23 protein-coding genes are annotated in these 24,757 nt (G+C 60.7%); 5 read left to right on the forward strand and 18 right to left on the reverse strand.

Annotation, left to right across the window (positions count from 1 at the left end; all coding sequences use genetic code 11):
* Nucleotides 1–164: 164 nt before the first annotated feature.
* A complete protein-coding gene (fadD1, locus tag AC3IX4_RS22315) occupies nt 165–1,862 on the reverse strand; it encodes a long-chain-fatty-acid--CoA ligase FadD1 (RefSeq protein ID WP_489257532.1) in 1,698 nt (565 codons plus the stop codon).
* Nucleotides 1,863–2,219: 357 nt separating this feature from the next.
* Complete coding sequence (gene fadD2, locus AC3IX4_RS22320) at nt 2,220–3,908, reverse strand: long-chain-fatty-acid--CoA ligase FadD2 (RefSeq protein WP_489257533.1); 1,689 nt, start codon at nt 3,906–3,908, stop codon at nt 2,220–2,222.
* Nucleotides 3,909–4,112: 204 nt separating this feature from the next.
* Here fadD2 and AC3IX4_RS22325 point away from each other — a divergent pair, with 204 nt between their 5' ends.
* Both AC3IX4_RS22325 and AC3IX4_RS22330 read left to right on the forward strand, forming a co-directional pair.
* Nucleotides 4,113–5,057, forward strand: coding sequence for an alpha/beta hydrolase (locus AC3IX4_RS22325; protein WP_489257534.1), 945 nt, complete (start codon nt 4,113–4,115; stop codon nt 5,055–5,057).
* A gap of 23 nt (nt 5,058–5,080) precedes the next feature.
* Nucleotides 5,081–5,551, forward strand: coding sequence for a MaoC family dehydratase (locus AC3IX4_RS22330; protein ID WP_489257535.1), 471 nt, complete (start codon nt 5,081–5,083; stop codon nt 5,549–5,551).
* Nucleotides 5,552–5,556: 5 nt separating this feature from the next.
* On the opposite strand, the gene AC3IX4_RS22335 is transcribed toward AC3IX4_RS22330, so the two are convergent.
* The 4 genes from AC3IX4_RS22335 to AC3IX4_RS22350 all read right to left on the reverse strand — a co-directional run bounded on the left by AC3IX4_RS22335 (nt 5,557) and on the right by AC3IX4_RS22350 (nt 9,844).
* Nucleotides 5,557–6,792, reverse strand: a complete 1,236-nt coding sequence (locus AC3IX4_RS22335) for an RNA polymerase sigma factor (protein ID WP_489257536.1) — start codon at nt 6,790–6,792, stop codon at nt 5,557–5,559.
* Nucleotides 6,792–7,283, reverse strand: a complete 492-nt coding sequence (locus AC3IX4_RS22340) for an SRPBCC family protein (RefSeq protein ID WP_489257537.1) — start codon at nt 7,281–7,283, stop codon at nt 6,792–6,794. Before AC3IX4_RS22340 ends, AC3IX4_RS22335 begins: the two co-directional genes overlap by 1 nt.
* Before the next feature lie 19 nt (nt 7,284–7,302).
* Nucleotides 7,303–7,647 carry a YciI family protein gene (locus AC3IX4_RS22345; RefSeq protein WP_489257538.1) on the reverse strand — a complete coding sequence of 115 codons (345 nt, stop codon included), beginning with the start codon at nt 7,645–7,647 and terminating at the stop codon, nt 7,303–7,305.
* Between the two features lie 964 nt (nt 7,648–8,611).
* Nucleotides 8,612–9,844 (reverse strand): DUF3422 domain-containing protein, encoded by a 1,233-nt coding sequence (locus AC3IX4_RS22350; RefSeq protein WP_489257539.1) that lies wholly within the window; start codon nt 9,842–9,844, stop codon nt 8,612–8,614.
* Nucleotides 9,845–10,013: 169 nt separating this feature from the next.
* Between AC3IX4_RS22350 and AC3IX4_RS22355 the strand changes: the two genes are divergently transcribed.
* Nucleotides 10,014–10,511 (forward strand): hypothetical protein, encoded by a 498-nt coding sequence (locus AC3IX4_RS22355; protein WP_489257540.1) that lies wholly within the window; start codon nt 10,014–10,016, stop codon nt 10,509–10,511.
* Between the two features lie 45 nt (nt 10,512–10,556).
* Here the strand turns inward: AC3IX4_RS22355 and AC3IX4_RS22360 are convergent, their stop codons facing one another.
* From AC3IX4_RS22360 to AC3IX4_RS22395, 8 genes are all read right to left on the reverse strand, one after another.
* Complete coding sequence (locus AC3IX4_RS22360) at nt 10,557–11,828, reverse strand: OprD family porin (RefSeq protein ID WP_489257541.1); 1,272 nt, start codon at nt 11,826–11,828, stop codon at nt 10,557–10,559.
* A gap of 76 nt (nt 11,829–11,904) precedes the next feature.
* Complete coding sequence (gene mhpT, locus AC3IX4_RS22365) at nt 11,905–13,116, reverse strand: 3-(3-hydroxy-phenyl)propionate transporter MhpT (RefSeq protein WP_489257542.1); 1,212 nt, start codon at nt 13,114–13,116, stop codon at nt 11,905–11,907.
* A 137-nt stretch (nt 13,117–13,253) separates the two neighbouring features.
* Nucleotides 13,254–14,285, reverse strand: coding sequence for a 4-hydroxy-2-oxovalerate aldolase (gene dmpG / locus AC3IX4_RS22370; RefSeq protein WP_489257543.1), 1,032 nt, complete (start codon nt 14,283–14,285; stop codon nt 13,254–13,256).
* Between the two features lie 10 nt (nt 14,286–14,295).
* Complete coding sequence (locus tag AC3IX4_RS22375) at nt 14,296–15,231, reverse strand: acetaldehyde dehydrogenase (acetylating) (RefSeq protein ID WP_489257544.1); 936 nt, start codon at nt 15,229–15,231, stop codon at nt 14,296–14,298.
* Nucleotides 15,232–15,263: 32 nt separating this feature from the next.
* Nucleotides 15,264–16,058, reverse strand: coding sequence for a 2-keto-4-pentenoate hydratase (gene mhpD, locus AC3IX4_RS22380; protein ID WP_489257545.1), 795 nt, complete (start codon nt 16,056–16,058; stop codon nt 15,264–15,266).
* 11 nt (nt 16,059–16,069) lie between these two features.
* A complete protein-coding gene (locus AC3IX4_RS22385; RefSeq protein ID WP_489257546.1) occupies nt 16,070–16,930 on the reverse strand; it encodes an alpha/beta fold hydrolase in 861 nt (286 codons plus the stop codon).
* 20 nt (nt 16,931–16,950) lie between these two features.
* Nucleotides 16,951–17,901: a 3-carboxyethylcatechol 2,3-dioxygenase gene (gene mhpB / locus AC3IX4_RS22390; RefSeq protein ID WP_489257547.1), complete on the reverse strand. Its 951-nt coding sequence runs from the start codon at nt 17,899–17,901 to the stop codon at nt 16,951–16,953.
* A gap of 1 nt (nt 17,902) precedes the next feature.
* Nucleotides 17,903–19,582, reverse strand: a complete 1,680-nt coding sequence (locus tag AC3IX4_RS22395) for a bifunctional 3-(3-hydroxy-phenyl)propionate/3-hydroxycinnamic acid hydroxylase (RefSeq protein ID WP_489257548.1) — start codon at nt 19,580–19,582, stop codon at nt 17,903–17,905.
* Between the two features lie 339 nt (nt 19,583–19,921).
* Here AC3IX4_RS22395 and AC3IX4_RS22400 point away from each other — a divergent pair, with 339 nt between their 5' ends.
* Nucleotides 19,922–20,731 carry a DNA-binding transcriptional regulator gene (locus AC3IX4_RS22400; protein WP_489257549.1) on the forward strand — a complete coding sequence of 270 codons (810 nt, stop codon included), beginning with the start codon at nt 19,922–19,924 and terminating at the stop codon, nt 20,729–20,731.
* Here the strand turns inward: AC3IX4_RS22400 and AC3IX4_RS22405 are convergent.
* From AC3IX4_RS22405 to gfa, 3 genes are all read right to left on the reverse strand, one after another.
* Nucleotides 20,726–21,379: a LysE family translocator gene (locus tag AC3IX4_RS22405; RefSeq protein ID WP_489257550.1), complete on the reverse strand. Its 654-nt coding sequence runs from the start codon at nt 21,377–21,379 to the stop codon at nt 20,726–20,728. The genes AC3IX4_RS22400 and AC3IX4_RS22405 overlap by 6 nt on opposite strands.
* 105 nt (nt 21,380–21,484) lie before the next feature.
* Entirely contained in the window at nt 21,485–22,531 is a 1,047-nt protein-coding gene (locus AC3IX4_RS22410) for an NAD(P)H-dependent flavin oxidoreductase (RefSeq protein ID WP_489257551.1), read from the reverse strand.
* Between the two features lie 146 nt (nt 22,532–22,677).
* On the reverse strand, nt 22,678–23,250 hold the full coding sequence (gene gfa / locus AC3IX4_RS22415; RefSeq protein WP_489257552.1) for an S-(hydroxymethyl)glutathione synthase: 573 nt from the start codon (nt 23,248–23,250) through the stop codon (nt 22,678–22,680).
* Between the two features lie 169 nt (nt 23,251–23,419).
* Between gfa and AC3IX4_RS22420 the strand changes: the two genes are divergently transcribed.
* A complete protein-coding gene (locus AC3IX4_RS22420) occupies nt 23,420–23,794 on the forward strand; it encodes a VOC family protein (RefSeq protein WP_489257553.1) in 375 nt (124 codons plus the stop codon).
* Between the two features lie 4 nt (nt 23,795–23,798).
* Here AC3IX4_RS22420 and AC3IX4_RS22425 read toward each other — a convergent pair whose 3' ends face one another.
* Nucleotides 23,799–24,752, reverse strand: coding sequence for a threonine dehydratase (locus AC3IX4_RS22425; RefSeq protein WP_489257554.1), 954 nt, complete (start codon nt 24,750–24,752; stop codon nt 23,799–23,801).
* Nucleotides 24,753–24,757: the final 5 nt, after the last annotated feature.

A 24,757-nucleotide genomic window follows, 5' to 3' on the forward strand; every position in this document is an offset into this window, starting at 1 on the left:
CGGCAGATCGTGCGAGGTGCTGACAAGCCCTGAGGCAACCCGCCATTCGTAGGAGCGGACCTGGCCGCGATGGGCGCACGCGGTTTGCCTGATGCCCCGCGGTGTTGCCATCGCGACCAAGGTCTGCTCCTACAGATACATCATCCGACATATCCGCAATGCGATCAGGCGATCTTCTTGAGCCCCAGCTTCTTCATCTCTTCATCACGCAGTTCTCGACGCAGAATCTTGCCCACGTTGGTGGTTGGCAAGGCATCGCGGAACTCAATGAAGCGCGGCACTTTGTAGGCGGTGACATTGGCGCGCATGTGCTCCATGACCTGCTCCTTGGTCAGCGTCACACCGGGCTTGGCGACGATAAACAACTTGATCGCCTCGCCGGACTTCTCGTCCGGTACGCCGATGGCGGCGCATTGCAGCACCCCTGGCAGGCTGGCCAGCACGTCTTCAAGCTCGTTGGGGTAAACATTGAAACCGGAGATCAGGATCATGTCCTTCTTGCGGTCCACGATGCGCATGTAGCCATCGGGTTGAATCACCGCCACGTCGCCGGTTTTCAGCCAACCTTCGGCATCGAGGATCTCGGCCGTGGCTTCCGGGCGCTGCCAGTAGCCTTTCATCACCTGTGGGCCCTTGACGCACAGCTCGCCCACTTCGCCCAGCGCCAGCTCATTGCCCGCATCGTCGACAACCCGGCACAGGGTGGAAGGCACCGGAATGCCAATGGTGCCAATCTGAATATTCTGGATCGGGTTGACCGACGCCACCGGGCTGGTCTCGGTCATGCCATAGCCTTCGCAGATCGGGCAGCCAGTAACGGTTTTCCAGCGTTCAGCGGCAGACAGCTGCAAGGCCATGCCGCCAGACAGGGTCATTTTCAGCGCCGAGAAGTCCAGCTTGCGAAACGCTTCGTTATTGCACAGCGCCACAAACAGGGTATTGAGGCCAACAAAGCCGCTGAACTTCCATTTCGACAGTTCCTTGACCATCGCTGGCAGATCACGCGGGTTGCTGATGAGGATATTGTGGTTGCCGATGAGCATCATCGCCATGCAATGAAAGGTGAAAGCATAGATGTGGTACAGCGGCAGCGGGGTGATCAGGATTTCGCAACCTTCGTTGAGGTTGGAGCCCATCAGTGCCTTGCACTGCAGCATATTGGCGACCAGATTGCGATGGCTGAGCATTGCGCCCTTGGCCACGCCGGTGGTGCCGCCGGTGTATTGCAGGACGGCAACATCATCGCTGGACGGGTTGGCATCCTGGACTGGCTGGCCGTGGCCTTTGCTCAGTACGTCATTGAACTTGACGGCCTTGGGCAAGTGATAGGCCGGGACCATCTTTTTCACGTACTTGATGACATTGTTGACCAGCAAGCGCTTGACCGGCGGCAGCAAGTCGCCGACTTCGGTCACGATCACATGCTTGACGGCAGTCTTGGGCACGACTTTTTCAGCCAGGTGCGCCATGTTCGCCAGGCACACCAGCGCCTTGGCACCGGAGTCGTTGAACTGGTGTTCCATCTCCCGTGCGGTGTAAAGCGGGTTGGTATTGACCACGATCAGGCCGGCGCGAATCGCGCCAAAAACGGCTACCGGGTATTGCAAGACATTAGGCAGTTGCACGGCGATACGATCGCCGGGTACCAGGTCGGTATGCTGCTGCAGCCAGGCGGCAAAGGCACCGGACAGCTCATAGAGCTCGCCATAGGTGATCGTTTTGCCCAGGTTGCTAAACGCCGGTTTATTCGCGAAGCGTTGGCAAGACTGCTTCAATACCGCCTGAACATTCGGATACTCATCGGGATTGATGTGTGCAGCCACCCCGGCTGGGTACTTATCCTGCCAAAAATTTTCGACCATGGAAGCCCACTCCTCCAGCACCGCGAATTCAACACCGCATTCGATGCGATTGTTATTGATATGGTGTCGCAGTTCGTTGCGAACTGAAACAGTCAAAAGCGGGGCGAGAGTAGCAGCTTTGCCGGAGGGCTACTAGACCTGGATGCGTAGGAAAAGTCACCAAAATGACTTATTGAAACCATATGGTCACATTTAGAGTCATAGGACTAAACTCCGCGAAACCGCTCTATTTCACGGTTTGATTAACGACTGTAGGAGCGCGGCTTGCCGGCGATGGCCACACCGCGGTGCCAAACAAACCGCGGCGCGTTCATCGCGACGGTTCGGCGCCCCGACAAGCTCTGCTCCTACACCGGGTCAGGCGATATCGCGAAGCTCACGCCGCAGGATTTTGCCCACCGGGGTCATGGGCAGGGACTCTCGCAAGACGATCTGCTTGGGCATTTTGTAACCGGTGAAGTTTTCCTTGCAGTAGGCCTTGAGCTCTTCAAGGGTCACCCCCTCGGCCCTGGGCACGACAAAGAGTTTGACCGCCTCGCCGGAGCGCTCGTCGGGGATGCCGATGACCGCGCAGTTGGCGACTTTCGGGTGGGCCATCACCACGTCTTCGATTTCGTTGGGGTACACATTGAAACCCGAGACGATGATCATGTCTTTCTTGCGATCGACGATTCGTACAAAACCATCAGGATCGATCACCGCGATATCACCGGTTTTCAACCACCCTTCTGCGTCCAGGGCTTCGGCCGTCGCCTCGGGGTGCTGCCAGTAGCCCTTCATGACTTGCGGCCCCTTCACGCACAGTTCACCCCGCTCGCCCAAGGGCATTTCGTTGCCCGCGTCATCCGTGACTTTGAGTGCAGTGCCCGGTACTGGAATACCCACCGTGCCCAGCCGAGCCTGGGCGCCGTAGGGGTTGGTGCAGACGACCGGAGAAGTTTCGGTCAGGCCGTAGCCTTCAACGATGCGACAACCCGTCAACTGCTCCCAGCGCTCAGCCGTGGCCTTGACCAGCGCGGTTCCGCCAGAATTGGTGACTTTAAGGCTGGAGAAATCCAGGCTCTTGAAGTCGGGGTGGTTCATCAAGGCCACGAACAGGGTGTTGAGCCCCAGCAGCGCCGAGAACCGCCACTTTTTCAGTTCCTTGATAAAACCGCCGATATCCCGCGGGTTAGTGATCAGCACGTTGTGGTTGCCGGTCACCATCATGCACATGCAGTTCGCCGTGAAGGCATAGATGTGGTACAGCGGCAGCGGCGCGATCATCACCTCCTGGCCTTCCTTGATAATCTTCACGCCATCGTCGCCCAACTGGGAGAAGCAGGCATTGACCTGCTGCATGTTCGCCACCAGGTTGCCGTGGGTCAGCATGGCGCCCTTGGCAAGGCCAGTGGTGCCACCGGTGTATTGCAACACCGCGACATCCTCCAGGCCGATCTTGACCGGATTCAACCCTTGGCCACTCCCCTGGCGCAGAGCCTTCTTGAAGGAAATCGCCTGCGGCAAGTGATAGGCCGGCACCATCTTCTTGACCTTGGCGACCACTGTATTGACCAGCCACCCCTTGGCCGCAGGCAGCATGTCGCCCATCTTCACTTCGATCAGGTGTTCGATTTTCGTGTCGGGCAGGACTTCCTGCACCAGCTTGCCGAACATGTTCAGGTACACCAGCGCACGTGCTCCGGAATCCTTGAACTGGTGACGCATTTCCCGGGCGGTGTACAGCGGGTTGGTATTGACCACGATCAGCCCGGCACGCAGGGCGCCAAACACGGCGATGGGGTATTGCAGGACGTTGGGCATCTGCACCGCAATGCGATCGCCCGGTTTAAGGGTGGTGTGCTGCTGCAGCCAGGCTGCAAAGGCTGCGGAATAACGTTCAAGCTCGGCGTAAGACAGGGTCCGCCCCAGATTGGAGAAGGCCGGACGATCAGCGAACTTCTTGCAAGAGCGCTCAAACACCTCGACCACCGACAAGTAGGCATCCAGGTCTACATGCGATGGCACGCCCGTGGGGCGCTTGTCATTCCAGAATTCAGGTTGCATTTGTTGTTGTCCTCTTACCTGAGCCACTGCAGGCCGTATCGCTGCGTGCGCATACGGAGCTTTGGGGACGTTAGCAGTTCTTGGGGACACGGCAAACATGCCAACCACCGCCATTAACATTGTGAATCTTATTAATGCTCTGCCCGGCATTGACGCGATGGGCTATAAACTCTCCTGACCCCGTTCACGTGCAAGGAAACGCTGATGAACCACAATGCGTTCTGGCTGCCGGCCAGCAACCATTGCAGCCTGTATGTCTACCAGTGGCTGCCTGATGGCCCACCCAAGGCTGTAGTGCTGCTGGTTCACGGCATGGCCGAACACGCGGCACGCTATACCCGCCTGGGTGAAGCCTTGGCGAGCGCCGGTTATGCCTTATATGCCCATGACCAGCGGGGCCATGGACGCACCGCCGAGCTGGGCACGCTTGGCCGATATGCCTTGCACAATGGCTGGTGCACCGTGGTGGACGATATCGGTGTGCTGAGCCAGCACATTGGTCAACAGCACAGCGGCGCGCCGCTATTTCTGTTAGGCCACAGCATGGGCAGCTATATCGCCCAAGGGTATTTGCTGCACCACAGCGCCAGCCTGCAGGGGGCGATACTGAGCGGCTCCAATTATCAACCCGTGGCGCTGTACCGCAGCGCAGCCGTCATCGCCCGCCTGGAACGCTGGCGTCAAGGCCCGGACGGGCGTAGTGCGCTGATCGAGTGGCTATCGTTTGGCAGTTTCAACAAGCCATTCAAGCCTAATCGCACCCCATTCGACTGGCTCAGTCGAGATCCCGACGAAGTCGACAGGTACGCCAACGACCCGCTTTGTGGCTTTCGCTGCACCAATCAACTGTGGCTGGATTTGCTCGGCGGCTTGCAGCAAATCAGTAAACAGGCGAATCTTTCGCAGATTGACCCGAACCTGCCGATCCTGGTGATAGGTGGGGAATGTGATCCGGTCAGTGATGGCAAGCGTCTGAAAGATCTGGCCGCTGTCTTGCGTCAAGCTGGCAACCGCCATGTGCAGTTGCAGCTTTACCCGCAGGCACGCCACGAATTGCTCAACGAAACCAATCGCGAGCAGGTGACCGCTGACCTGATTGCCTGGCTCGACCAGGCGCTGGCACAAGCGCGCCCTGCCCGTACCGAGTGATAACCCAAAGGATTTTCCCGTCTATGACCCAGGTCACCAACACGCCTTACGAAGCCCTTGAAGTCGGCCAGACCGCCAGCTACAGCAAGACCGTGGAAGAGCGTGATATCCAGCTGTTCGCCGCCATGTCCGGTGACCACAACCCGGTCCACCTGGACGCGGAATTCGCCGCTGCGACCATGTTCAAGGAGCGAATCGCCCACGGCATGTTCAGCGGTGCGCTGATCAGCGCCGCGGTTGCCTGCGAGCTGCCTGGCCCAGGCACCATTTATATCGGCCAGCAGATGAGCTTTCAGAAGCCGGTAAAAATCGGTGACACCCTGACCGTGCGCCTGGAGATCCTGGAAAAGCTGCCAAAATTCCGTGTGCGCATCGCCACCCGCGTCTTCAACCAGCGCGAAGAACTGGTGGTCGATGGCGAAGCCGAGATCCTCGCTCCGCGCAAAGAGCAGACCGTTACCTTGCCTACCCTGCCGGCGATTACCATCGGCTGAGGTGACTACAACGCGCTCAGGCGTCGCTCGATAAAGCGGCGCTCTGGCTCCTGTCGCGTCAGGCTCAAGGCTGTCTGATAGGCTTCGCGTGCCTCCATCACGCGGCCCAGCTGGCGAAGGAGTTCGGCCCTGGCCGAATGCGCCAAATGGTAGTCAAGCAACTCGCCACGCCCAAAGATGGCTTCAATGCCCGTCAACCCCTCCGCTGGGCCATCACGACGGGCAAGCGCCGCGGCACGGTTGAGCTCGACCACGGGCGACGGTGCCAACTGCATCAGCACGTCAAACAAACCGACGATCTCTTCCCAGTCTGTTTCTTCGGCGCAGGTTGCCTGGGCATGCACGGCCGCAATGGCCGCCTGGAGGCTGTAGGCGCCAAAGCGGCGGCTGAGCAGCGCCTGACGCACCAACCCGTCGCCCTCTTCTATCAGCGTCTTGTCCCACTGCGAACGGTCTTGCTCATCAAGCAGCACTAATTCGCCGTCCGCCGAGGTGCGCGCCGCCGTTCGCGAGGCGTGCAACAGCATCAGCGCCAATAACCCCATCACTTCCGGGTCCGGGAGCAACGCCAACAGTAAACGCCCCAGGCGAATGGCTTCATCGGTCAGTTCAGTGCGCGTCAGGCGACTGCCGGCCGAAGCCGAGTAGCCTTCGTTGAACACCAGGTAAATTACCCTTAATACGCTTTCCAGACGCTGCGGCAACTCTGCCAGGGAGGGCACTTGATAGGGAATGTGGGCTTCACGAATCTTGGTCTTGGCCCGCACGATACGCTGGGCGATAGCCCCTGGGCTGGTCAGGTAGGCACGGGCGATTTCTTCGGTGGTCAGATCGCAAACTTCACGCAAGGTCAGCGGTATCTGGGCATCGGCGGCTATCGCCGGGTGACAACAGGTGAATATCAGCCGCAGGCGGTCGTCTTCCACGTCTTCATCACGAGGGTCCTGAGCCTGCAGTGCCTCCAGCTCTTGCGCCATTCGCCCCATTGATGCCTCGAATCGTGCCCGCCGACGCAAGCCATCGATGGCCTTGAATCGCCCTGTCGAAACCAGCCAGGCTCGAGGATTATCCGGGATGCCTTCCTGCTGCCAGCGCTCAAGGGCAACAAAAAATGCCTGGTGCAGCGCTTCTTCAGCCAGGTCGAAATCCCCCAACAGGCGGATCAGCGTCGCCAGGATTCGTCGAGACTCCTGACGGTAGACCACCTCGATGTGCGCTCGAACCTCGATTTCGCCAATCATCAGTCTGGCATTCTGCGGGTGACCAGCTCGACCAGCCGGTCGAGGCTTTCGCCCCAGCCACGGTGAAAGCCCATCTCTTCATGAGCCATGCGGTCAGCTGCATTCCAGTGCAGCGCCCGGGCGGTGTAAAGGGTGCGGTCATGAAGCTCTTCGAAGGTGATGATGGCCGTCATGAAGGCTTTGCCCGAAGGTACCCAGCCGGGCCCGAAGGCATCGGTAAAGACGATGCGCTGCGGGGTGACGATTTCCAGAAACACCCCCTGGCTTGGGAACTCACTGCCATCGGGCCCACGCATGACAGTGCGAAACAGGCCACCGACCCACAATTGCATTTCGCACACTGGGGTGCTCATACCGTGCGGCCCCCACCACTGCGCCAGCCACTGCGGATCGGTCCAGGCACGAAAGACCTTGGCGCGCGGCGCATCGATCAGGCGGCTGAGGGACAGCTCATGCTCGGCCACCTGATAGCCATCACCCAGCCCATTCATCTTATTGTTCTCCTGCAGTTCAGGGCTGCAGCTCACGGACCGGCCGTACCTCCACACTGCCGACCCTGGCTGCCGGAATACCACCCGCGATCTGCAGGGCTTCGTTGAGGTCTCTGGCGTCGACCAGGTAGAAACCGGCCAGTTGTTCCTTGGTTTCGGCAAAGGGTCCGTCTGTAATGCTCAGGTTGCCCTTGCGCATTCGCACCGTGGTCGCGGTATCGACCGGTGCCAGCGCTTGGGCAGCGAGCATTCGCCCACTGCTCTGAACGCGCTCGGCATAGGATAGGCATTCGGCGTCCTGCGGCGCCTCCGGGGCGTCATGCAGAAGCCGTTCGTCGCAATACACCAGGCACAGGTATTTCATGCTGCTGTCCCTCACCTATCCATCAACTATGGCTAATGAATGCGCTTTTGGCGAAAGCGCATTGGCACTTTTCAGCGCAGGGCGTGTGAATGACCGTGCCCTGTCTGAATGGTCGATTGAGCGATGGGTAAATCGACAAGCAATATCGCAGTACCCCCAAAAATCCAAAGCCGAACCCCCAAGGCTAACAACGCCGATCCTGCAGGCCATGGCACGTTGCAAAAAATGTGGGAGCCGGCTTTAGCCGGCGATGCGCCGCGCGGGCGGCGCTCGATTTACGCAACAACGCAAAACCCAAGGCAAGCGCCTGGAAGCCTTGATACGGCCTGCCAACAAATCGCATGAGCTCCACAAGGTGCCTGCCTTGGTTTTCTTTTGCTCTTGAGATCGAGCGCCGCCCGCGCGGCGCATCGCCGGCTAAAGCCGGCTCCCACATTTTTTGCAACGTGCCATGGCCTGTGGGATCGGCGTTGTTAGCCTTGGGGGTTCGGCTTTTGATTTTTGTGGGCTCGGTGGGGATTGCGTGATTGCGCGTTGCTGGCAACTCCAATCTCACAGGCCATGGCACGTTGCAAAAAATGTGGGAGCCGGCTTTAGCCGGCGATGCGCCGCGCGGGCGGCGCTCGATTTACGCAACAGCGCAAAACCCAAGGCAAGCGCCTGGAAGCCTTGACACGGCCTTCCTCCCTTCATTCACAGGATGAACCGCAGAGTGCCTGGCAACAGATTGCATGAGCACCCACAAGGTGCCTGCCTTGGTTTTTCCTTTGTTTTTGAGATCGCTGCAACTCAGTGAATCAAAGCCCCCACATTGGATTTTTTCGCCTTTTTGTCCGCACGTTTTTCAACGGCGGTCTTGACGGCTTTTTTCTTGGCGGATTTTTTAGCGTTTAGACCTTTCATGATGGGCCCTCCTGCAGAGGCGGCACCGAGCGGCACCGCATTGCCTGAGTATAGACGCCGTTCACTCCTGCTTGGCTTTTCTGATACGCAGCGCCGTGGCGCCGATCACCAGCACCGCCAGGGGCGCCAGGTACAACCCGGCATCACGCGGGGTGAGGTCAACGCCGAGGCTGTGCAGCCCCCCGTATAGCAATTTGAACAAACTCAGCAGGTAGTAGGTGATGGCGATGATCGACAAACCTTCGACCGCCTTTTGAATCTTGATCTGGGTGGTGGCTCGAGCATTGAGGCTGTGCAGGATTTCGCAATTCTGCTCTTCGACTTCCACCTGGATCCGCGCTTGCAGCAACTCCCCCAGATTGGCCACGCTGTCACTCAAGCGCTCAAGGCGCTGATGGGTCGCTGAGCAATAACGTACCGTCGGCTTGAAACGCCGCTCGATAAACACCCCAAGGCGCTGGCAATCGCCCAAGTGGCTTTCGCGCAACTCGCCGATACGCTCGAACACCAACTGAGCGTAGGCCTCGGCGGCGCTGAAACGCTGGCGCGATTGAGCGGTGCTGCGCACGATGCGCGCCGACAGCGCGGAAATATCACCGAGCAAGCGCCGCGCCGTGGCGCTGCTGGCATCGGCCGTCTGCTCCGAAAGCTTGGCCCACTCTTCATCGAACGCCTTGAGCTGCTGGCTGACTTTCTTGGCCACCGGCAACGCCAGCGACGCCATCATCCGATACGTCTCGATCTCCAGAAGCCTGCGCACCATGCGGCCGAGGCGATAGTCGTTAAGCGAATCGTTGATCAACAGCAAGCGATTGACCCCCTCACCGCTCAAGCGAAAATCACTCCAGACCACCGCGTCGCCACTGCCGATCTTAGATCCGGCCGGGTCCTTGAAGCCGTAGGCCGCCGTTTGCCCGAGCCAGTCTTGCTGAGCCTCGACCAGCACTTGGGTAGCGTTGATGATCAGGTGTTCATGGTCACTGACCAGCGTCATCAGTGACGCCGGGAATGCCGGCCAAAGTTCGCCACCGGCGCTGCGTGGTACCACCAGCGTCAACGAGAGGAATTCGGTGTGGCGCTCCCATTTCAAGTCGCAGCCTTCAAGCTTGAGCAAGCCCTGGGTCTGTTGGCCAAGGCTATGACCCAAAGTCCCCGGATACAGTCGAGCCAGCACATGGTCCAGCGCACTGGCCTGGTCCTGCAGCGCTAGATGAAACACATGTGCCGGCGCACTGAAGTACACCGACGGTCGCGAATGAAGCTCGTTGTGCAGCTCGAATCTCAAAGGATGCATGGCTTACTGCTCATCGTCGCGGGGAGGATATAGCAGTGACGCCAGCTCAACGGGGGCAGTCACCGGCTTTAGGCGAGGAAGTCCTGCCGCCTTGTTGCAGGCCCCGCCGATGCGCAGAGTAGAGCTGTCTCGCCAATCCAGGCGGTCAAACCACGGCCAGGGAGGCCCCATGAACGATCCTAGAAAAACCTCATTTATCGCATCGCTGTACAGCACCACGCCTGGCCTTGAAGGCAGGATAGCCATGACTCAGAGCCACGCCGAAATCGATTTGGCAGAAAGCGGTTGGCTACGGATCTGGGAGGATCACGCCAGATTGCGGCCGATCCATTTTCGATTCGACTACCTTGAAGCCAGGGATAACCGAATCCACTACAACATCACCTGTGCAACGGATGTTGCTGGGTACCTGGGATGCAAGCTTGGCATCAGCAATGGCGGATATATGGGCTTCTACGGCAAGAATGAAATCACGTTTTTCTGGAAGGTCGAGACGATTGGCGACTGGGGTGGCGGCCAGACGCTCGACTTCTACCTTCGCGACCATGAAGGCCACCGCGTCAAGAATCGCAAGGAGTACCCTAACAACCCCCGCACTGACGACTTCTTGAATGTATCCAAGGGCGTAACCGTCGCCTTCCAAGCCCGAAACATTAGACCGCTGTGATCCAGTCGCAGGGGCAGTGCCATGAGGCTGCCCCGGCGATCACTACTACCAAAGCGCGAGGGTGTAATCGACGTTGACCCGCAGCTCATTGTCGTCACGATGGCTGGCGCCAGGCGTGAAGTCATTGCGATACCAGGCGTTGCGAACCCGCACCGCCACGCCCTTGAACGAGCCGTCCTGCACGGTGTAAGACACTTCGACATCCTTCTCGCTTTCGTTCAGGCCGCTGCCACCGAACTTGTCCAGTTCGATATTGCTGCCATCCACATAGCGCAGCATACCCTTGAGCCCCGGAATACCCACGCCGGCAAAATCGTAGTCGTAGCGTACTTGCCAACTGCGCTCGTGGGGGTTGATGAACTCGCTGCTCAGGGTCCCTTCGGTAATCACCAACGGCTCGGTGCCAAACAGATACGGCATCGCCGTGTCGCCATCCAGGCGCATGTAGCCTGCCCCAAGACTATGGGCACCGATTACATAGGTGAGCATCAACGCGGTGTTGCGGTTGTCTACGGGGCCTGCCTTGGCCGCGCCGTCTTCACCGGTAACAAACAGGCGAAAATCGCTTTTCAGCCGCCCCGGCCCCACCTTGCGCTCATCCACGAATCCGAAGAAATCCTTGCGGTACATCTGGTCAAGCTCGGCGTGGTAATACTTGAGCGTGAGCTGGGGCGACCAGGCATAGTCGCCGCCCAGAAAGAGGAAACGGTCCGACTCGGCTGCACCGTTGAAACGGCCATTGGGGCTGGCCACGGTCATTTTCTGGTAGTCGGTGGAGTCACGCAGGTTGATCCGGTCCAGCCAACCGGCATGCAGGGTCAGGTTGTCCAGATCCTTGGAGCGCAGGTAACTGCCACGAAAGGTCTGCGGCAACAGCCGCGTGGGGCTGGCAAAGGCAATCGGCAGGAAGGTGCTGATGGTGCCCACCTGCAGCTCGCTTTTGGAAACCTTCATTTTCGCCGTCAAGCCCAGCTCGGAGTATTCATCGGCAGGGTCGCGAGTGGTTCGATCAAAGGGCAGCAAGCCGGTACCTGCCCGCGCCTTGGAGGAATCCAGCTTGATACCCAGCAAGCCCTGGGCATCCAGGCCAAAGCCCACCGGCCCTTCAGTGAAGCCAGAACGAACATTGAGAATAAAGCCCTGGGCCCATTCCCGGGCGGCGGCTTGCGGGGTCGCATTCACGTAGTTGCGGTCAAAGTAGTAGTTGCGCATGACCAGGTTGGCCGTGCTGTCCTCGACGAAGCCACCTGCCCAAGCACTGGAAGCAAGGGCGAGCGATACCGACACACCCAGGGCGAGCAAAGAAGAAGTCTGCATGATGAGTTCACATTTTTTGTTGTTGTGGTGATTCCTGCCACTGACGTGGCAGGAGGGCTACTGCAGGTTGGGCTGATCAGTCATCCAGGACCGTAGGCTTGCGGGAAAGAAAGAACATCGCCGCCGCCGCGATGACGATGCCCGGTGCACAGGCCACCATCACGCCGACGGTGCCACCGCCCAAGGCCAGCATTTTCCCGGCGACCAGCGGACCGGTCATGGCGCCCAAGCGCCCGACAGCCACCGCACTGCCGACGCCTGTGGCTCGGACCTGGGTGAGATAAAACAAGGGGGCCAGGGCATACAGCACCCCTTGCCCACCCGTGGCGAACAGGCCTGCAACAAAGCCTGCCAGTAGCATGGTCTGCAGTTGGCTAGCCAACCCCAGGGCCGTCAACGAAGCGAGAATCCCAAGATAAATGATTGCCGCCATTGCCCAGGCTGGCAGGCGGTCCATCAGGGCACCCAGCACCAGGGTGCCCACCGCTGCGCCAATCTGCAGGGAGAACATCACCCAACTGGCCTCGCGGCCACTGTAACCCTGACCGACCAGCAAGCTGGGCAGCCAGTTGATCAGGATATAAACCACCATCAAGGTGAAGAAGTAGCTGACCCACAGCAGCAGCGTTGGCTTGCCGGCGCCGTTACGGAACAGACCCTGCCACAACCCCACCGACTCAAGTGGCTGCCCGGCACCTAGTGCTTCACGCTGGCGGAAAACCTGTGACTCCGGCAGGTAGCGCCACAACAGTGGCAAGATCATCAAGGGCACCACGCCACCGACGTAGAACACCACCTGCCAGCCACCGGAAAATCCGAGAATGCCAATGGTCGCCGCCATCGCCGCGCCCAGTGGCACGCCGCAATACATCATGCTGACCGCCGTACCGCGAAGGCGTGGCCCTGCCACTTCACTGGTCAGCGCGATCAGGTTCGGCAAAGCGCCTCCCAAGCCAATCCCGGTCAGGAAGCGTGCGCCGAGCAGGCTACTGAAATCCCAGGCCAGTGCAGTCCCCAGCGAGAACAGCCCGAACAGCGCAACCGAAGCCATCAGCACGCACTTGCGACCGATCCGGTCGGAGAGCCAGCCACCGACGAAGGCGCCGGGCAACAGCCCGAGAATCCCGGCACTGAACACCCAGCCCATCTGCAACTTGTCGAGCCCGAAAGCGGCAGCCATGCCTTGCGCGGCGATACCGGCAGCCTGTAGGTCCAGGCCCTCCATCAACGCCACGAGAAAACACAGGCCGATAGTGCAGGCCAGCTTTTTATCAATGCTTGCAGTCATGTTGCCACCCTGTTTTTTTGTTGTAAGGGGGATGTAGATGCCTTTTTGCAAGGGGTAGGAGTCGGCTTTAGCCGCGATGAACGCACCGCGGTTTGCCTGATGCACCGCGGTGCGTTCATCGCAGCCAAGGCTGGCTCCTACCCTAAACGGTGTTTGAGCAGGTCCAGGGCCACGTCGACGATCATGTCTTCCTGGCCACCCACCATCCGGCGCTTGCCCAGCTCGACGAGGATGTCGAGGGTCTTGAGGCCGTACTTGGCCGCGGCGATTTCGGCATGGCGCAGGAAGCTTGAGTAGACCCCGGCATAGCCCAGGCCCAGGGTTTCGCGGTCGACTCGCACCGGCCGGTCCTGCAATGGGCGAACGATGTCGTCGGCCGCGTCCATCAAGGTGTAGAGCTCGGTGCCGTGGTTCCAGCCCATGCGCTCGGCGGCTGCGATAAAGACTTCCAGTGGCGCATTGCCGGCGCCGGCGCCCATGCCAGCCAGGCTGGCGTCGATGCGATCACAACCTTCTTCCACGGCGGCGATGGAGTTGGCCACGCCCAGGCTCAGGTTGTGGTGGGCGTGCATGCCGGTCTGGGTCTCGGGCTTGAGCACGGCCTTGAAGGCGCGCATGCGGTCGCGGATGTCCTGCATGTTCATGGCGCCACCGGAGTCGGCCATGTAGATGCAGGTGGCGCCGTAGCTCTCCATCAACTTCGCCTGCTCGGCCAGTGTCTCGGCCGGGACCATGTGGCTCATCATCAAAAAGCCAACGGTGTCCATGCCCAGCTCGCGGGCGTATTCGATGTGCTGCCTGGACACGTCCGCTTCGGTGCAGTGGGTGGCCACGCGCACCACACGGGCGCCAGCGTTGTAGGCCGCCTTGAGGTCGTGGACCGTGCCGATGCCGGGCAGCAGCAAGGTGGCGATCTTGGCATGGCTGATCACATCAGCCACCGCCTCGATGTACTCAAGGTCGGTGTGCTTGCCAAAGCCGTAGTTGAAGCTTGAACCCTGCAGGCCGTCGCCGTGGGCGACTTCGATGGAATCGACGCGGGCCTTGTCCAGGGCGCGGGCAATGTCCTGCACGTTCTGGATCGAGTACTGATGACGGACGGCATGGCTGCCATCGCGCAGGGTTACGTCCGAGATATAGAGTTTTTTGCCGGGATTATTAAAGGTCATGTCGGTCTCCTCAGGCGTTCTGCAGCGACTGGGCCATACGCTCGGCAGTGGCCAGCGCGGCGGAGGTCATGATGTCGAGGTTGCCGGCATAAGCTGGCAAGTAGTGGGCGGCGCCTTCGACTTCGAGGAAGATCGAAGTCTTCAGGCCGCTGAACTGGCCGTGGCCAGGGATGGTCAGCGGCGCGTCTTCGGGGATCACGTCGAACTGCACCTGCTGCTTCAGACGATAACCTGGCACGTAGGCCTGCACGGCGGCGGCCATTTCTTCAACCGAGGCGGCAATGCGGCTCTGGTCAGCGGCTTCGGACAGCACGAACACCGTGTCGCGCATCATCAGCGGCGGCTCGGCCGGGTTCATGACGATGATCGCCTTGCCCTTGGCGGCGCCACCGATCACTTCAATGGCCTTGCTGGTGGTTTCGGTGAACTCGTCGATGTTGGCACGGGTGCCGGGGCCGGCCGACTTGCTGGCGATAGAAGCGACGATTTCGGCGTAGTGAACCTTGGCCACCCGCGAGACGGCCGCGACCATCGGGATGGTGGCCTGGCCACCGCAGGTGACCATATTGACGTTGAGCTGGTGCAGGTTCTGCTCCAGGTTGACCACCGGCACGCAGTACGGGCCGATGGCCGCAGGCGTCAGGTCGATCAGGCGGATACCGGGTTTGATCGAACGCAAAAAAGCATCGTTCTTGACGTGGGCGCCGGCGCTGGTGGCATCGAAGACAAAATCGATGTCAGCGAACTCAGGCAGACGGGTCAGGCCTTGCACGCCTTCGTGGGTCGTGGCCACGCCCATCCGTGCGGCGCGCGCCAAGCCATCGGAGGCCGGGTCGATACCCACCATCACCGACATTTCCAGGTGCTGCGCATTGCGCAAAATCTTGATCATCAGGTCGGTGCCGATGTTGCCGGAACCGATGATGGCGACTTTTAGTTTCTTCATTGGGGCTGTCTCTTGTGCAGGCACGTCACCGATCACTCGGCACTGAATTCCACCGCGACCTGGCCGAGGCCTTCGATCACAGCCTCGAAACGATCACCGCCGGCCACGGCCGCCATTGGCCCCAGCGCACCGGTCAATACGATGTCACCGGCCTTGAGCGGCTCGCCCAGGCGGGCCATGGTGCGCGCCAACCAAACCGCCGCGTTGAGCGGGTGGCCCAGGCACTCGGCACCGCTGCCGCTGGAGACTTCCTCGCCATTGCGAGTCATGCGCATGCGCGCTTCACGCAGGTCCAGGCCTTCGATACGGCGGGCCGGGCCACCGAGCACATAGCAACCACTGGAAGCGTTGTCTGCCACGGTGTCGACAAAGCGGATATTCCAGCCCTGCACACGGCTGCCGACGATTTCCAGGGCCGGTACTACCCAGCCCGTGGCTGCCAGCACATCGGCGAAACTGGTGTCGGCCAGCGGCAGATCCTTGTCCAGGATCAGGGCGATTTCGGCCTCGATTTTCGGCTGCATCACGCGGCTGAACGGCACCACTTCGTTGTCGCCGTAGCACATGTCGGCAAACAGAGTGCCGAAGTCTGGCTGGTCAACGCCCAGTTGGGCCTGCACCTTAGGGTTGGTCAGGCCGATCTTGCGACCGACCACGCGGCGGCCATCAGCCACGCCGTGTGCCACGTTGAGCCGGGCGATGGCATAGGCCAGTTCGCCGTTGTCGGTGCCAATGCGCTCTCGCACAGGTTCGATGGCTTCGCCGCTGGCCTCTGCCTGGCGCAATGCACTGGCCAGTTGTTCGAGTGTTTGTTGAGTCATGTTCATGTGCACCTCGATCAGTGGCTCAAAAAGTCCAGGACCATACGGTTGAACTTGTCGGCGTGCTCCCACTGGGCCCAGTGGCCGCAGCGGTTGAACACATGCAATTCGGAATTGGGGAGGCCAGCGATCAGGCGCAGGCCAGTGTCCATCGGCACGAAGCGGTCGTTGCGGCCCCAGATCACCAGGGTCTGGGCAACGATCTCGCCCAGGCGTGGGCCAAAGTCAGGGAATTGCTTGGGGTTGGCGGCCAGGCTGGCCACGAAGTTTTCCAGGTGGTCGCGGCGCTTGAGCATGTTGTCCAGGCGGGTCTGGAACAGGGCGTCGGTCAGGTCGCTGGTGTCGTAGACGAAGACGTTCATCATCTTCTTCAGGTTTTCAATGGTCGGTTCGCGGTACAGGCCTTGCAGCAACTTGATGCCTTCGGTTGGCATCGGCACGAACGGGCTGGCACCGCCAGTGCCGCCGCCCATCAAGACCAGTTTGCCGACCCGATCAGGGTGGCTCAGGGCAAAGGCCACGGCGCTGTGTCCGCCCATGGAGTTGCCGAGGATATGCACCCGATCGATGTCCAGGTGATCGACCAGGCCCTTGAGCACACGGGCGTTGAGGTCTGAGCGCGAACTGTCGCAGAGGATTGAGTCGCTTTTGCTCCAGCCCGGGCAGTCCATCAGGATGACCCGGTAGCCGGCGTCGGTAAGCGGTTCAATGTTGCGGTTGAAGTTGGCCCAGCCGCTGGCGCCAGGGCCGGAGCCATGAAGCATGACAACAGTTTCGCCGCCTTTTTCACCACAGTCGTTGTAGTGAATGTTGAGGGTGCGCTCACCCTCCTGGATTTGAGCAAATTGACTGGTGGCAGCTTCGGTATATTGGGTCATGGGATCTCTCCAGAAAGTGTTCAGGAATACGCCGGTGCATGGGCACAAAGGGCGCCGAAGCCGGCGATCCACTCAGGGATCGGACGGTAATAGGAATGACTGGCCTCGCACGGGCCAAAGGCCGACAGCGCTGCAAAGGCCGCGACCCAGGTTTTCACTTCGTGAGTGGATTTTCCGGCCAGGGCCGACAAGGCTTCGTTACTCAGGCCATCGAGTTCGCTCAGGCGCCCTTGAGCCAGGCAATCGAGAAAACTGCGGTCCCACTCAGGGTTCAACGGATGCAGCGAGTGCTGGTCCTCGACGAAGTGCCGGGCAGCCGCGATCACACGCTGTTGGCGGGCATCTCGCTCATTGGCCGGTAAGTTGCGACCACTGCCCATCAGGCGATCAGCCATGCGCGCGTCGACCTGGGCCAGCTCCGGCACGGGCGGCTGATGCGACAACCCGCCAGAGCCCAGAATCAGCACGCGCTTGCCCAGGCCCTGGGCAAACCGGCCGATGGCCTCACCGAGCAGCCGTGCTCGCTCAAAGCTGGGCAAAGGTACAGCCACCGCATTGATAAACACCGGAATCACCGGGCAGCTGTCCAGACCGCCCAACAACAGTTCCAGCGGCTGGGCAAATCCGTGATCGACCTGCATGCGGTAGGACACCGCGGCATCGACGCCGGCCTCCAGCACGGCCGTGGCGCAGGCTTCAGCCAGCACCTTGGGAACGTTGAGCGGACCTGCCGCGGTGCCGAAGTCACCGATGGCCTCGGCCGCCATGCCGATGCAGAACGAGGGCATCACGTCGTAGAAAAAGCCGTTGTAGTGATCCGGCGCAAACAGGATCACCAGCTCCGGTGCGAAGGCTTCGATTCGAGCACGCGCCTGGGCAATCACCTGATCGACCTCGGCCAGCACTTCAGGTGCCGGGTCTACGTGGCCGACCAGAGGCGTGTGCGACAGGCATTGCAGCAAAGCTGTCATCTCAGGCCACCTTGCTGACGCAGGGGGTGTCGGCCACCAGTGCGGTCGCCGAGAGTGCCAGGGACAACTCGTCGCACACGTGGCCAACCGTCTGTGGGATCGCCAGGCCAGCCAGGAATCGGTCCGGGCGAACCAGGGCGATGGACGCCGGGTAGCGGCCGAACCACTCTTTCAGGCGGCCGGTGCTGTCGCCAATGCGGATAACGCCCGGGCCAACCTCACGCTCGCCGCTCAACTGCACGCAGGGCAGGACTTGAATGAAACGGGTTCCCAGGCGCGTCCAGAAAGCGATCTGCTCGGCGCTCAGGCCCCAGGTCGGATTGCTGCCCCAGGCGATGATGGCGAAATTGCTGCCGATCACTTCGTCGAGCAGCACCTGCTCGCCCGCTTCGGTCTGCACCTTGGGCTGGATAAACATGCGCCCGACCGGTGATTCGCGTACCTCTGGGCCGGCCTTGACCAGTGCTCCGGTGGCGTATTGCGGCATCGGCTTGAAGCGCATTTCCAGGAAGTAGCGCTTGACCGGAGGCAAATAATTGAGCAGCCAGGACACACCGTCACGCAGCGCGCCCTGCCAGCGCTTGGGCGGCGCCAACACGTGGCCTGCGAGCACCGACAGGTCAATCATCGCCTTGGCATGGTCGCGCCGCTCTTGCTCGTAGGTGTCCAGCAGCGGTGGCTTGGCCAGGCCCTTGACCACCAACGCCAGCTTCCACGCCAGGTTGCAGGCATCGCGCATGCCGCTGTTGTAACCCTGGCCTTGCCAGACCGGCATGATGTGCGCGGCGTCGCCGGCCAGCAGCACCCGGCCGTCACGGAAGCGCCCGGCCAGACGCGCATTGTGGGTGTAGACCCGGCTACGGATCAGCTCGACCCGATCCGGGTCGGGCAACACCTTGGACAACAGCTTGCGCATGTTTTCCGGCCGGCTCAATTCGGCTTCGGTTTCGCCCGGCATCACCATGAATTCGAAACGGCGTACCCCGTGCGGCAGCGCGGCCGACACATACGGACGAACCGGGTCGCAGCACAGGTAGACGTTGGGGGTGCTCAACGGATCATTGGCGATATCGACCACGATCCACTGGTTGGGCGCGGTCTTGCCCTCGAAGGAGATGCCTAGTGTGCGACGGACCAGACTGTTGCCACCGTCGCAGCCCACCAGGTAATCAGCACGCACTCGCTCAGTACTGCCCGAGGCGGTCTGCAGTTTCAGCGTCACGCCTTCGGCGTCCTGGCTGAACTCCATCAGTTCACGGGAAAACAAGCTACTCACGTTGTCAAAACGCTCCAGCCCCTGAAACAGCACGGCATCCACCAGCGGCTGAATGAAGGCGTTGCGACGCGACCAGCCAAATTCATCGGTCATTGGCTGGATGTCGGCAAAGCAACGACCCTTGGGCGTTAGGAAGCGCATGGCGTGCCAGGGCGTGGTGTGGGGCAGTACTTTGTCCACCAGGCCGAAGGACTGCACCGTGCGCAAGGATTCATCGTCGATGCCGATGGCCCGTGGGTAGTCGATCAGCTTGTCGAGCTTCTCGATCACCAATACATCGATACCCATCTGGCCCAGGTAGTTGGCGATGGCCAGGCCAACGGGGCCGCTACCCAGGATGGCGACCTGGGCGTGGTAGTCGATCTGAGAGGCATTTTCGGGGCGAATGACGTTCGTGGTTTTCATTGTTCTCACCGCTTGAAACCGTGTTGCAACAGCCGGCAGGCCGAATTCGGACAAGCCGGGGCCGATCCCTGGATGCCGGGGCATCGGGACTAGAAGGTGCTGTTTGCGAAAAAGGGCTTAGCTGGATCGGCGCGATGCCGAAAGAGGGTCAGGGCCGCGAGGGGCGACTGCGTTGAGCGCAGTGAAGGTGTAGGCTTGGCTCATCATCATTCTCCCGTTCGAGGGGTATTTGTCGTTGTCGGGGCTAGTATAGGAACGGCCCGCGCTGACTCACAACGAAAAACCAGCGTCATGTGCACCAGATGCACATCCTTGTTTTATAAGGATTTTTTAGTACTTATGGCCTCTCAAAACGATACCGAATACAAAACCGTGCGCGGCCTGACGCGCGGTCTTGCGCTGCTCAACACCCTCAATCGACTGGACGGCGGCGCGACCACTGCACGCCTGGCGGAGCTCAGCGGGCTGCATCGCACCACCGTGCGCCGGCTGCTGGAAACCTTGCAAGATGAGGGCTATGTGCGCCGCAGCGAATCGGACGACAGCTATCGCCTGTGCCTGAAGGTGCGCGAGTTGAGCGAAGGGTTTCGGGACGAACAATGGATCTCGGCGCTGGCGGCACCGATGCTGGCTGATTTACTTCAAGAAGTGGTCTGGCCGACCGACTTGTCCACCCTGGATGTGGACGCCATGGTTGTGCGTGAAACCACGCACCGATTCAGTCGGTTGTCGTTTCACCGCTCTATTGTCGGGCGCCGATTACCGCTGCTGCTGACGGCCACGGGCCTGGCTTACCTGGCTTTTTGCCCGGACGCGGAGCGCGAAGGCATCATCGAATTGCTGGCCAGCCGTGACGATGAAGAAGGCCGCTTGGCCCGCGACCCGGAAAAACTCGACAACCTGCTGCGCAAGACACGTCATCGCGGCTACGGCGAGAACTACATGGGCTGGAACAAGGAAGAGCGGATTGCCTCGATTGCCGTGCCGATCCACGGCCGTCAACGCCTGCTCGGTTGCATCAACATTGTGTATGTGGCCAAGGCCATGACCATCGAGCAGGCGGTTACGCGCTTTCTGCCCGCGCTGCAACGCACTGCCCGACGGATTGAAACAGCCGTGTTTGAGCCCGAGCCAATGATCGATTCATAAAGCAACCGGCGTCGGTGCCAGGATAAATTCCTGATAACCGGAATGGATCACGTACCAGGCGAAATAACAGAAGATCGCCGCCGATGCCATATAGGCGTACTTCAGCAGCCGCTCTCCCAAAAGCTTGCCGCCATGGCTTGCGGTAACGCACAGGGCGATTGTCCAGACCAGCCCTGCGCAGAAAAAACCCGCCAGAAATACTCCGGCCTGCAGGACACTGCCGCTGCCCGATCGGGAAATCAGGGTACCGCCCACCGCGGCAAACCAGAGGATTGCGCTGGGCGATGACATCGCCAGGAAAATCCCCCGCCCGAATGCCTTGGCCGACGACCCTTCAATTGCCTGGGTGGCCACCGCCAACTCCCCGCCCGCGCTGAACGCGGCCTGCAGCATCTTGGCGGCGAAGTACACCAACAGCACCGACCCACCGATCCACAGCCCCCATCGAACCGCCTCGAACTGCAACAGCACGGTCATACCGGCAAGGGCCAGGACCGCGTAGACCAAGTCGCCCACACAGGTCCCCAGGCCCAGCCAGAAGCCTTGCAGATAACCGCGCTGCATGGCGAGGGTGATCATGGCGATATTGGCAATGCCGATATCCAGGCACAGCGACAAACTCAACAAAAAGCCATTGGAAAAAGGCATCACAACGTCCAACGCAGATGGGGTAGGAACAGAGCTTGCTCGTGATAAAGGCAACGCGGTCTATTTGAATGACCGCGTCGTCTTTATCACGAGCAAGCTCTGTTCCTACAGGATTTCATTCATCAATGTTTCGATCAATTGCCCAGCCGGCATGGCCCGCGCCAGTGGAGCGCCCTGCCCGGCCCATTGCACGGCAAAATCGTCGTTGCCCTGGGCCGATGCCAGCGCCAACAGCGCTTTGGTGGCCGAATACGGCAAGGGGTAGTCAGGCATCGCGGGCGCCGAAGGGTTGCCGATGTCAGTGAACAAACGGTTGACCATTCCGCGTGCCGGACGACCTGAAATCGCAGCAGTGATGGCGGTGCGCTCGGTACGGTCGGTCTTGAACGCCTCACGATACGCCGCATTGGCCGATGACTCCGGGCACAGAATAAACGCGGTGCCCAGTTGCGCCGCCTGCGCGCCCAAGGCCTGCACGGCACGAATGCCTTGCCCGTCCATAATCCCGCCGGCAGCGATCAGCGGTAGTCGAATCTGCGCAGCCAGCGTGCGTACCAAGGCAAATACACCGATACCCGCGTCACCGTTTTGCGGGTCGAATACCCCTCGGTGCCCCCCGGCTTCAACGCCTTGGGCAACGATAGCATCCAAGCCTGCCGTTTCGATCCGGCGAGCTTCGGCAAGCGTGGTCGCACAGCCCAGCAGGCGAATGCCCACCGCCTTCAGCCGGTCAATAAACGCCTGGGAAGGCAGACCGAAATGAAAGCTGACCACCGCAGGACGCATTTGAAGCAGCATCTCAAGCATCGGCGTGTTGTCGATGAAGGTGAAGTAGCTGGAGGCCAGCGTTTCAGGCGGCGCTGCAGCAAACTCCGCAAACAGCGGCGTCAGGTGCTCCAGCCACTGCTGCTCACACGCAGGCTTGCGCTGCTCGGGTTGGTGGCAGAACAAATTGACGTTAAAGGGCTGGGTCGTGAGGGCGCGCGTCTGCTCGATCAGTGCCCGCGCCTGGTCGGGCGTGCTCGCACTCAAACCGATCGAACCCAGCCCACCAGCGTTGGAAACCGCCGCTGCCAATGCTGGCGTGGACACGCCGAGCATGGGGGCCTGAATGATGGGGTGGACAATGCCAAGCCGTTCGGTGATACGCATGGTGCAAGCCTCTTCGCCGGGTGGTCGGTTGAATTACCATCCCGGCGCGGCTTTGCGCAAGGGCAAACTGTAGCCGCTGCCGATAGGCTGCGATCGCCCGCAAAGCGGGCGCCCCTGACGGGCCGCATCGCAGCCTTCGGCAGCGGCTACAGTACGCCAGACTTCTTCGCCACATGGGTGGATATCGCATCCATCAGCGGTGGCGACAGGCAATCATAGGGCTCAAGCCCCAGCGCCTTGAGCCGACTGCGGACATCGCCCATCTTGGCCGGATCCACCCCCGACTCGATGATCGAGGAGACGAAGGCTGCAAATTGCGGGGCCGACCAGCCTTTCTCCGCTGAGAGCTCGGTATGGATGAAATCGTAGCCATACAGCGGGTGTTCGGTGTTCTCGATGCGCCCATACAGATGCACGCCACACTCGCGACAGGCATGGCGCTGGATGGTGGCCTTGGGGTCGACCACGTGCAGTTTTTCGCCATGTTCGGCCACCTGCAGTTTGTCCCTGGGCACCACGGCCACCAGAGAAAACAGCGCACCCTTGGGCTTCCAGCACTTGGTGCAGCCACAGGCATGATTAAAAGACGCCTGCGCATCAATTCGCAGCCGCACCGGGTCCTTGCTGCAATGGCATCGCAGGCTGCCACCGGTGAAATCATCACGACCGGGAGTAATGCCATTATCGATCGATGGATGCAGCGAAACGGTTGTGCTCATGGTTCACCTCCTGGGATACGGGGCTGGATAGCGACGGCACCGGCCGTCATTTGCACACCCCCGCCCCGAGGATTAAGGTGAGCAGACAACGCGCTTTTGAATCCCACTTAAGGATAGTGGCTGCCATCGAATCGGGCCGTGCCAATGGTCCGCAAAGGAGCACAGTGCCATGAGCGTGCAACTCAATCACACCATTGTCTGGTGTACAGATAAACGCAAGTCAGCCAGCTTTCTCTGCCAGATCCTTGGGCTGCCGCCCGCCAAGCCGTTCGGCCCGATGCTGGTGGTGCAACTGGCCAACCAGGTCTCGCTGGATTACTACGAGAACGATCAGGTCAGCCAGCAACACTATGCCTTTCTGCTGGATGAAGACGAGTTCGATCACGTCTTTGCCCGCCTCAAAGGGCGCGACCTGCCGTACTGGGGCGACCCCGGCAAGCAGAAACCGGGGGAAATCTACCAGCTCAATGGCGGGCGCGGCCTGTATTTCGATGACCCCGATGGGCACCTGCTAGAAGTCATGACCCAGCCCTACAGCGCCTGAAACCTCAGCCCAGCAGCAGCCGGGCATAGGCCTCGCGGTCCATGTTAGCCCCGCTGAGGATCACCCCGACCTTGCGCCCCTGCTGGCGCTCGCGTTCCTGAATCAATGCTGCCAGCCCCGCTGCACCCGCCCCCTCAGCCATGTTGTGGGTGTCCTCGTGGAATATCCGAATGGCCTGGGCGATCTCGGCATCGCTGACCCGCACTATGCGCGCCGCCCCTTGCTGAACGATCTCAAAGGCCTCGGGCGACGGCATGCGACAGGCAATTCCATCGGCAAAGGTCGCGGCACTTTCGGTGGTGACGATCCGTCCCTGCTCGAAGCTCTGGGCATAGGCATCGGCTTCGGTCGACACCACGCCGACGATCTCGGTGTCCAGGCCCAAGAGGTCTCGCGTGCGGATCAAGCCGCAGATACCCGAGCCCATGCCAATCGGTACATAGACCGTGTCGAGCCCCTGCACGGCTTCGAGCAGCTCCAAAGCATAGGTGGCAACGCCGCGAATCAGGTCTGGATGAAAGGCCGGCACCGCCTCATAACCCTGCAGTTGAGCCTGGCGTGCGGCCTCCTGGCGCGCCTCATCGAAGTCCCGTCCATGCTCGATCAGTTGAGCACCCATGGCGCGCATCGCCGCATTCTTTTCCACGGAGTTGCCTTCAGGCACGACGATGATCAACGGCAAACCCACACTGCGCGCCGCCAGGGCCAGGCTTTGCCCATGGTTGCCGCGAGTGGCGGTGACCAGCCCGCGAACGCCAGGGTTGCGTTGCATCAGCGCCTGGACATAGAGCACGCCACCACGGACCTTGAAAGCACCGGTCGGGGCGTGGTTTTCGTGCTTGACCCAGACCTCGCAGCCCAGCCGCTCGGCCAGGCGCGGCCAGGCGTACTGGGCCGTGGCAGCAATAATAGGGCGTATTTGCTGGGTCGCTTCGCGCAGGGAGTTCAGGTCGAACATGGGAC

This window comes from Pseudomonas sp. KH_021 (assembly GCF_057838865.1).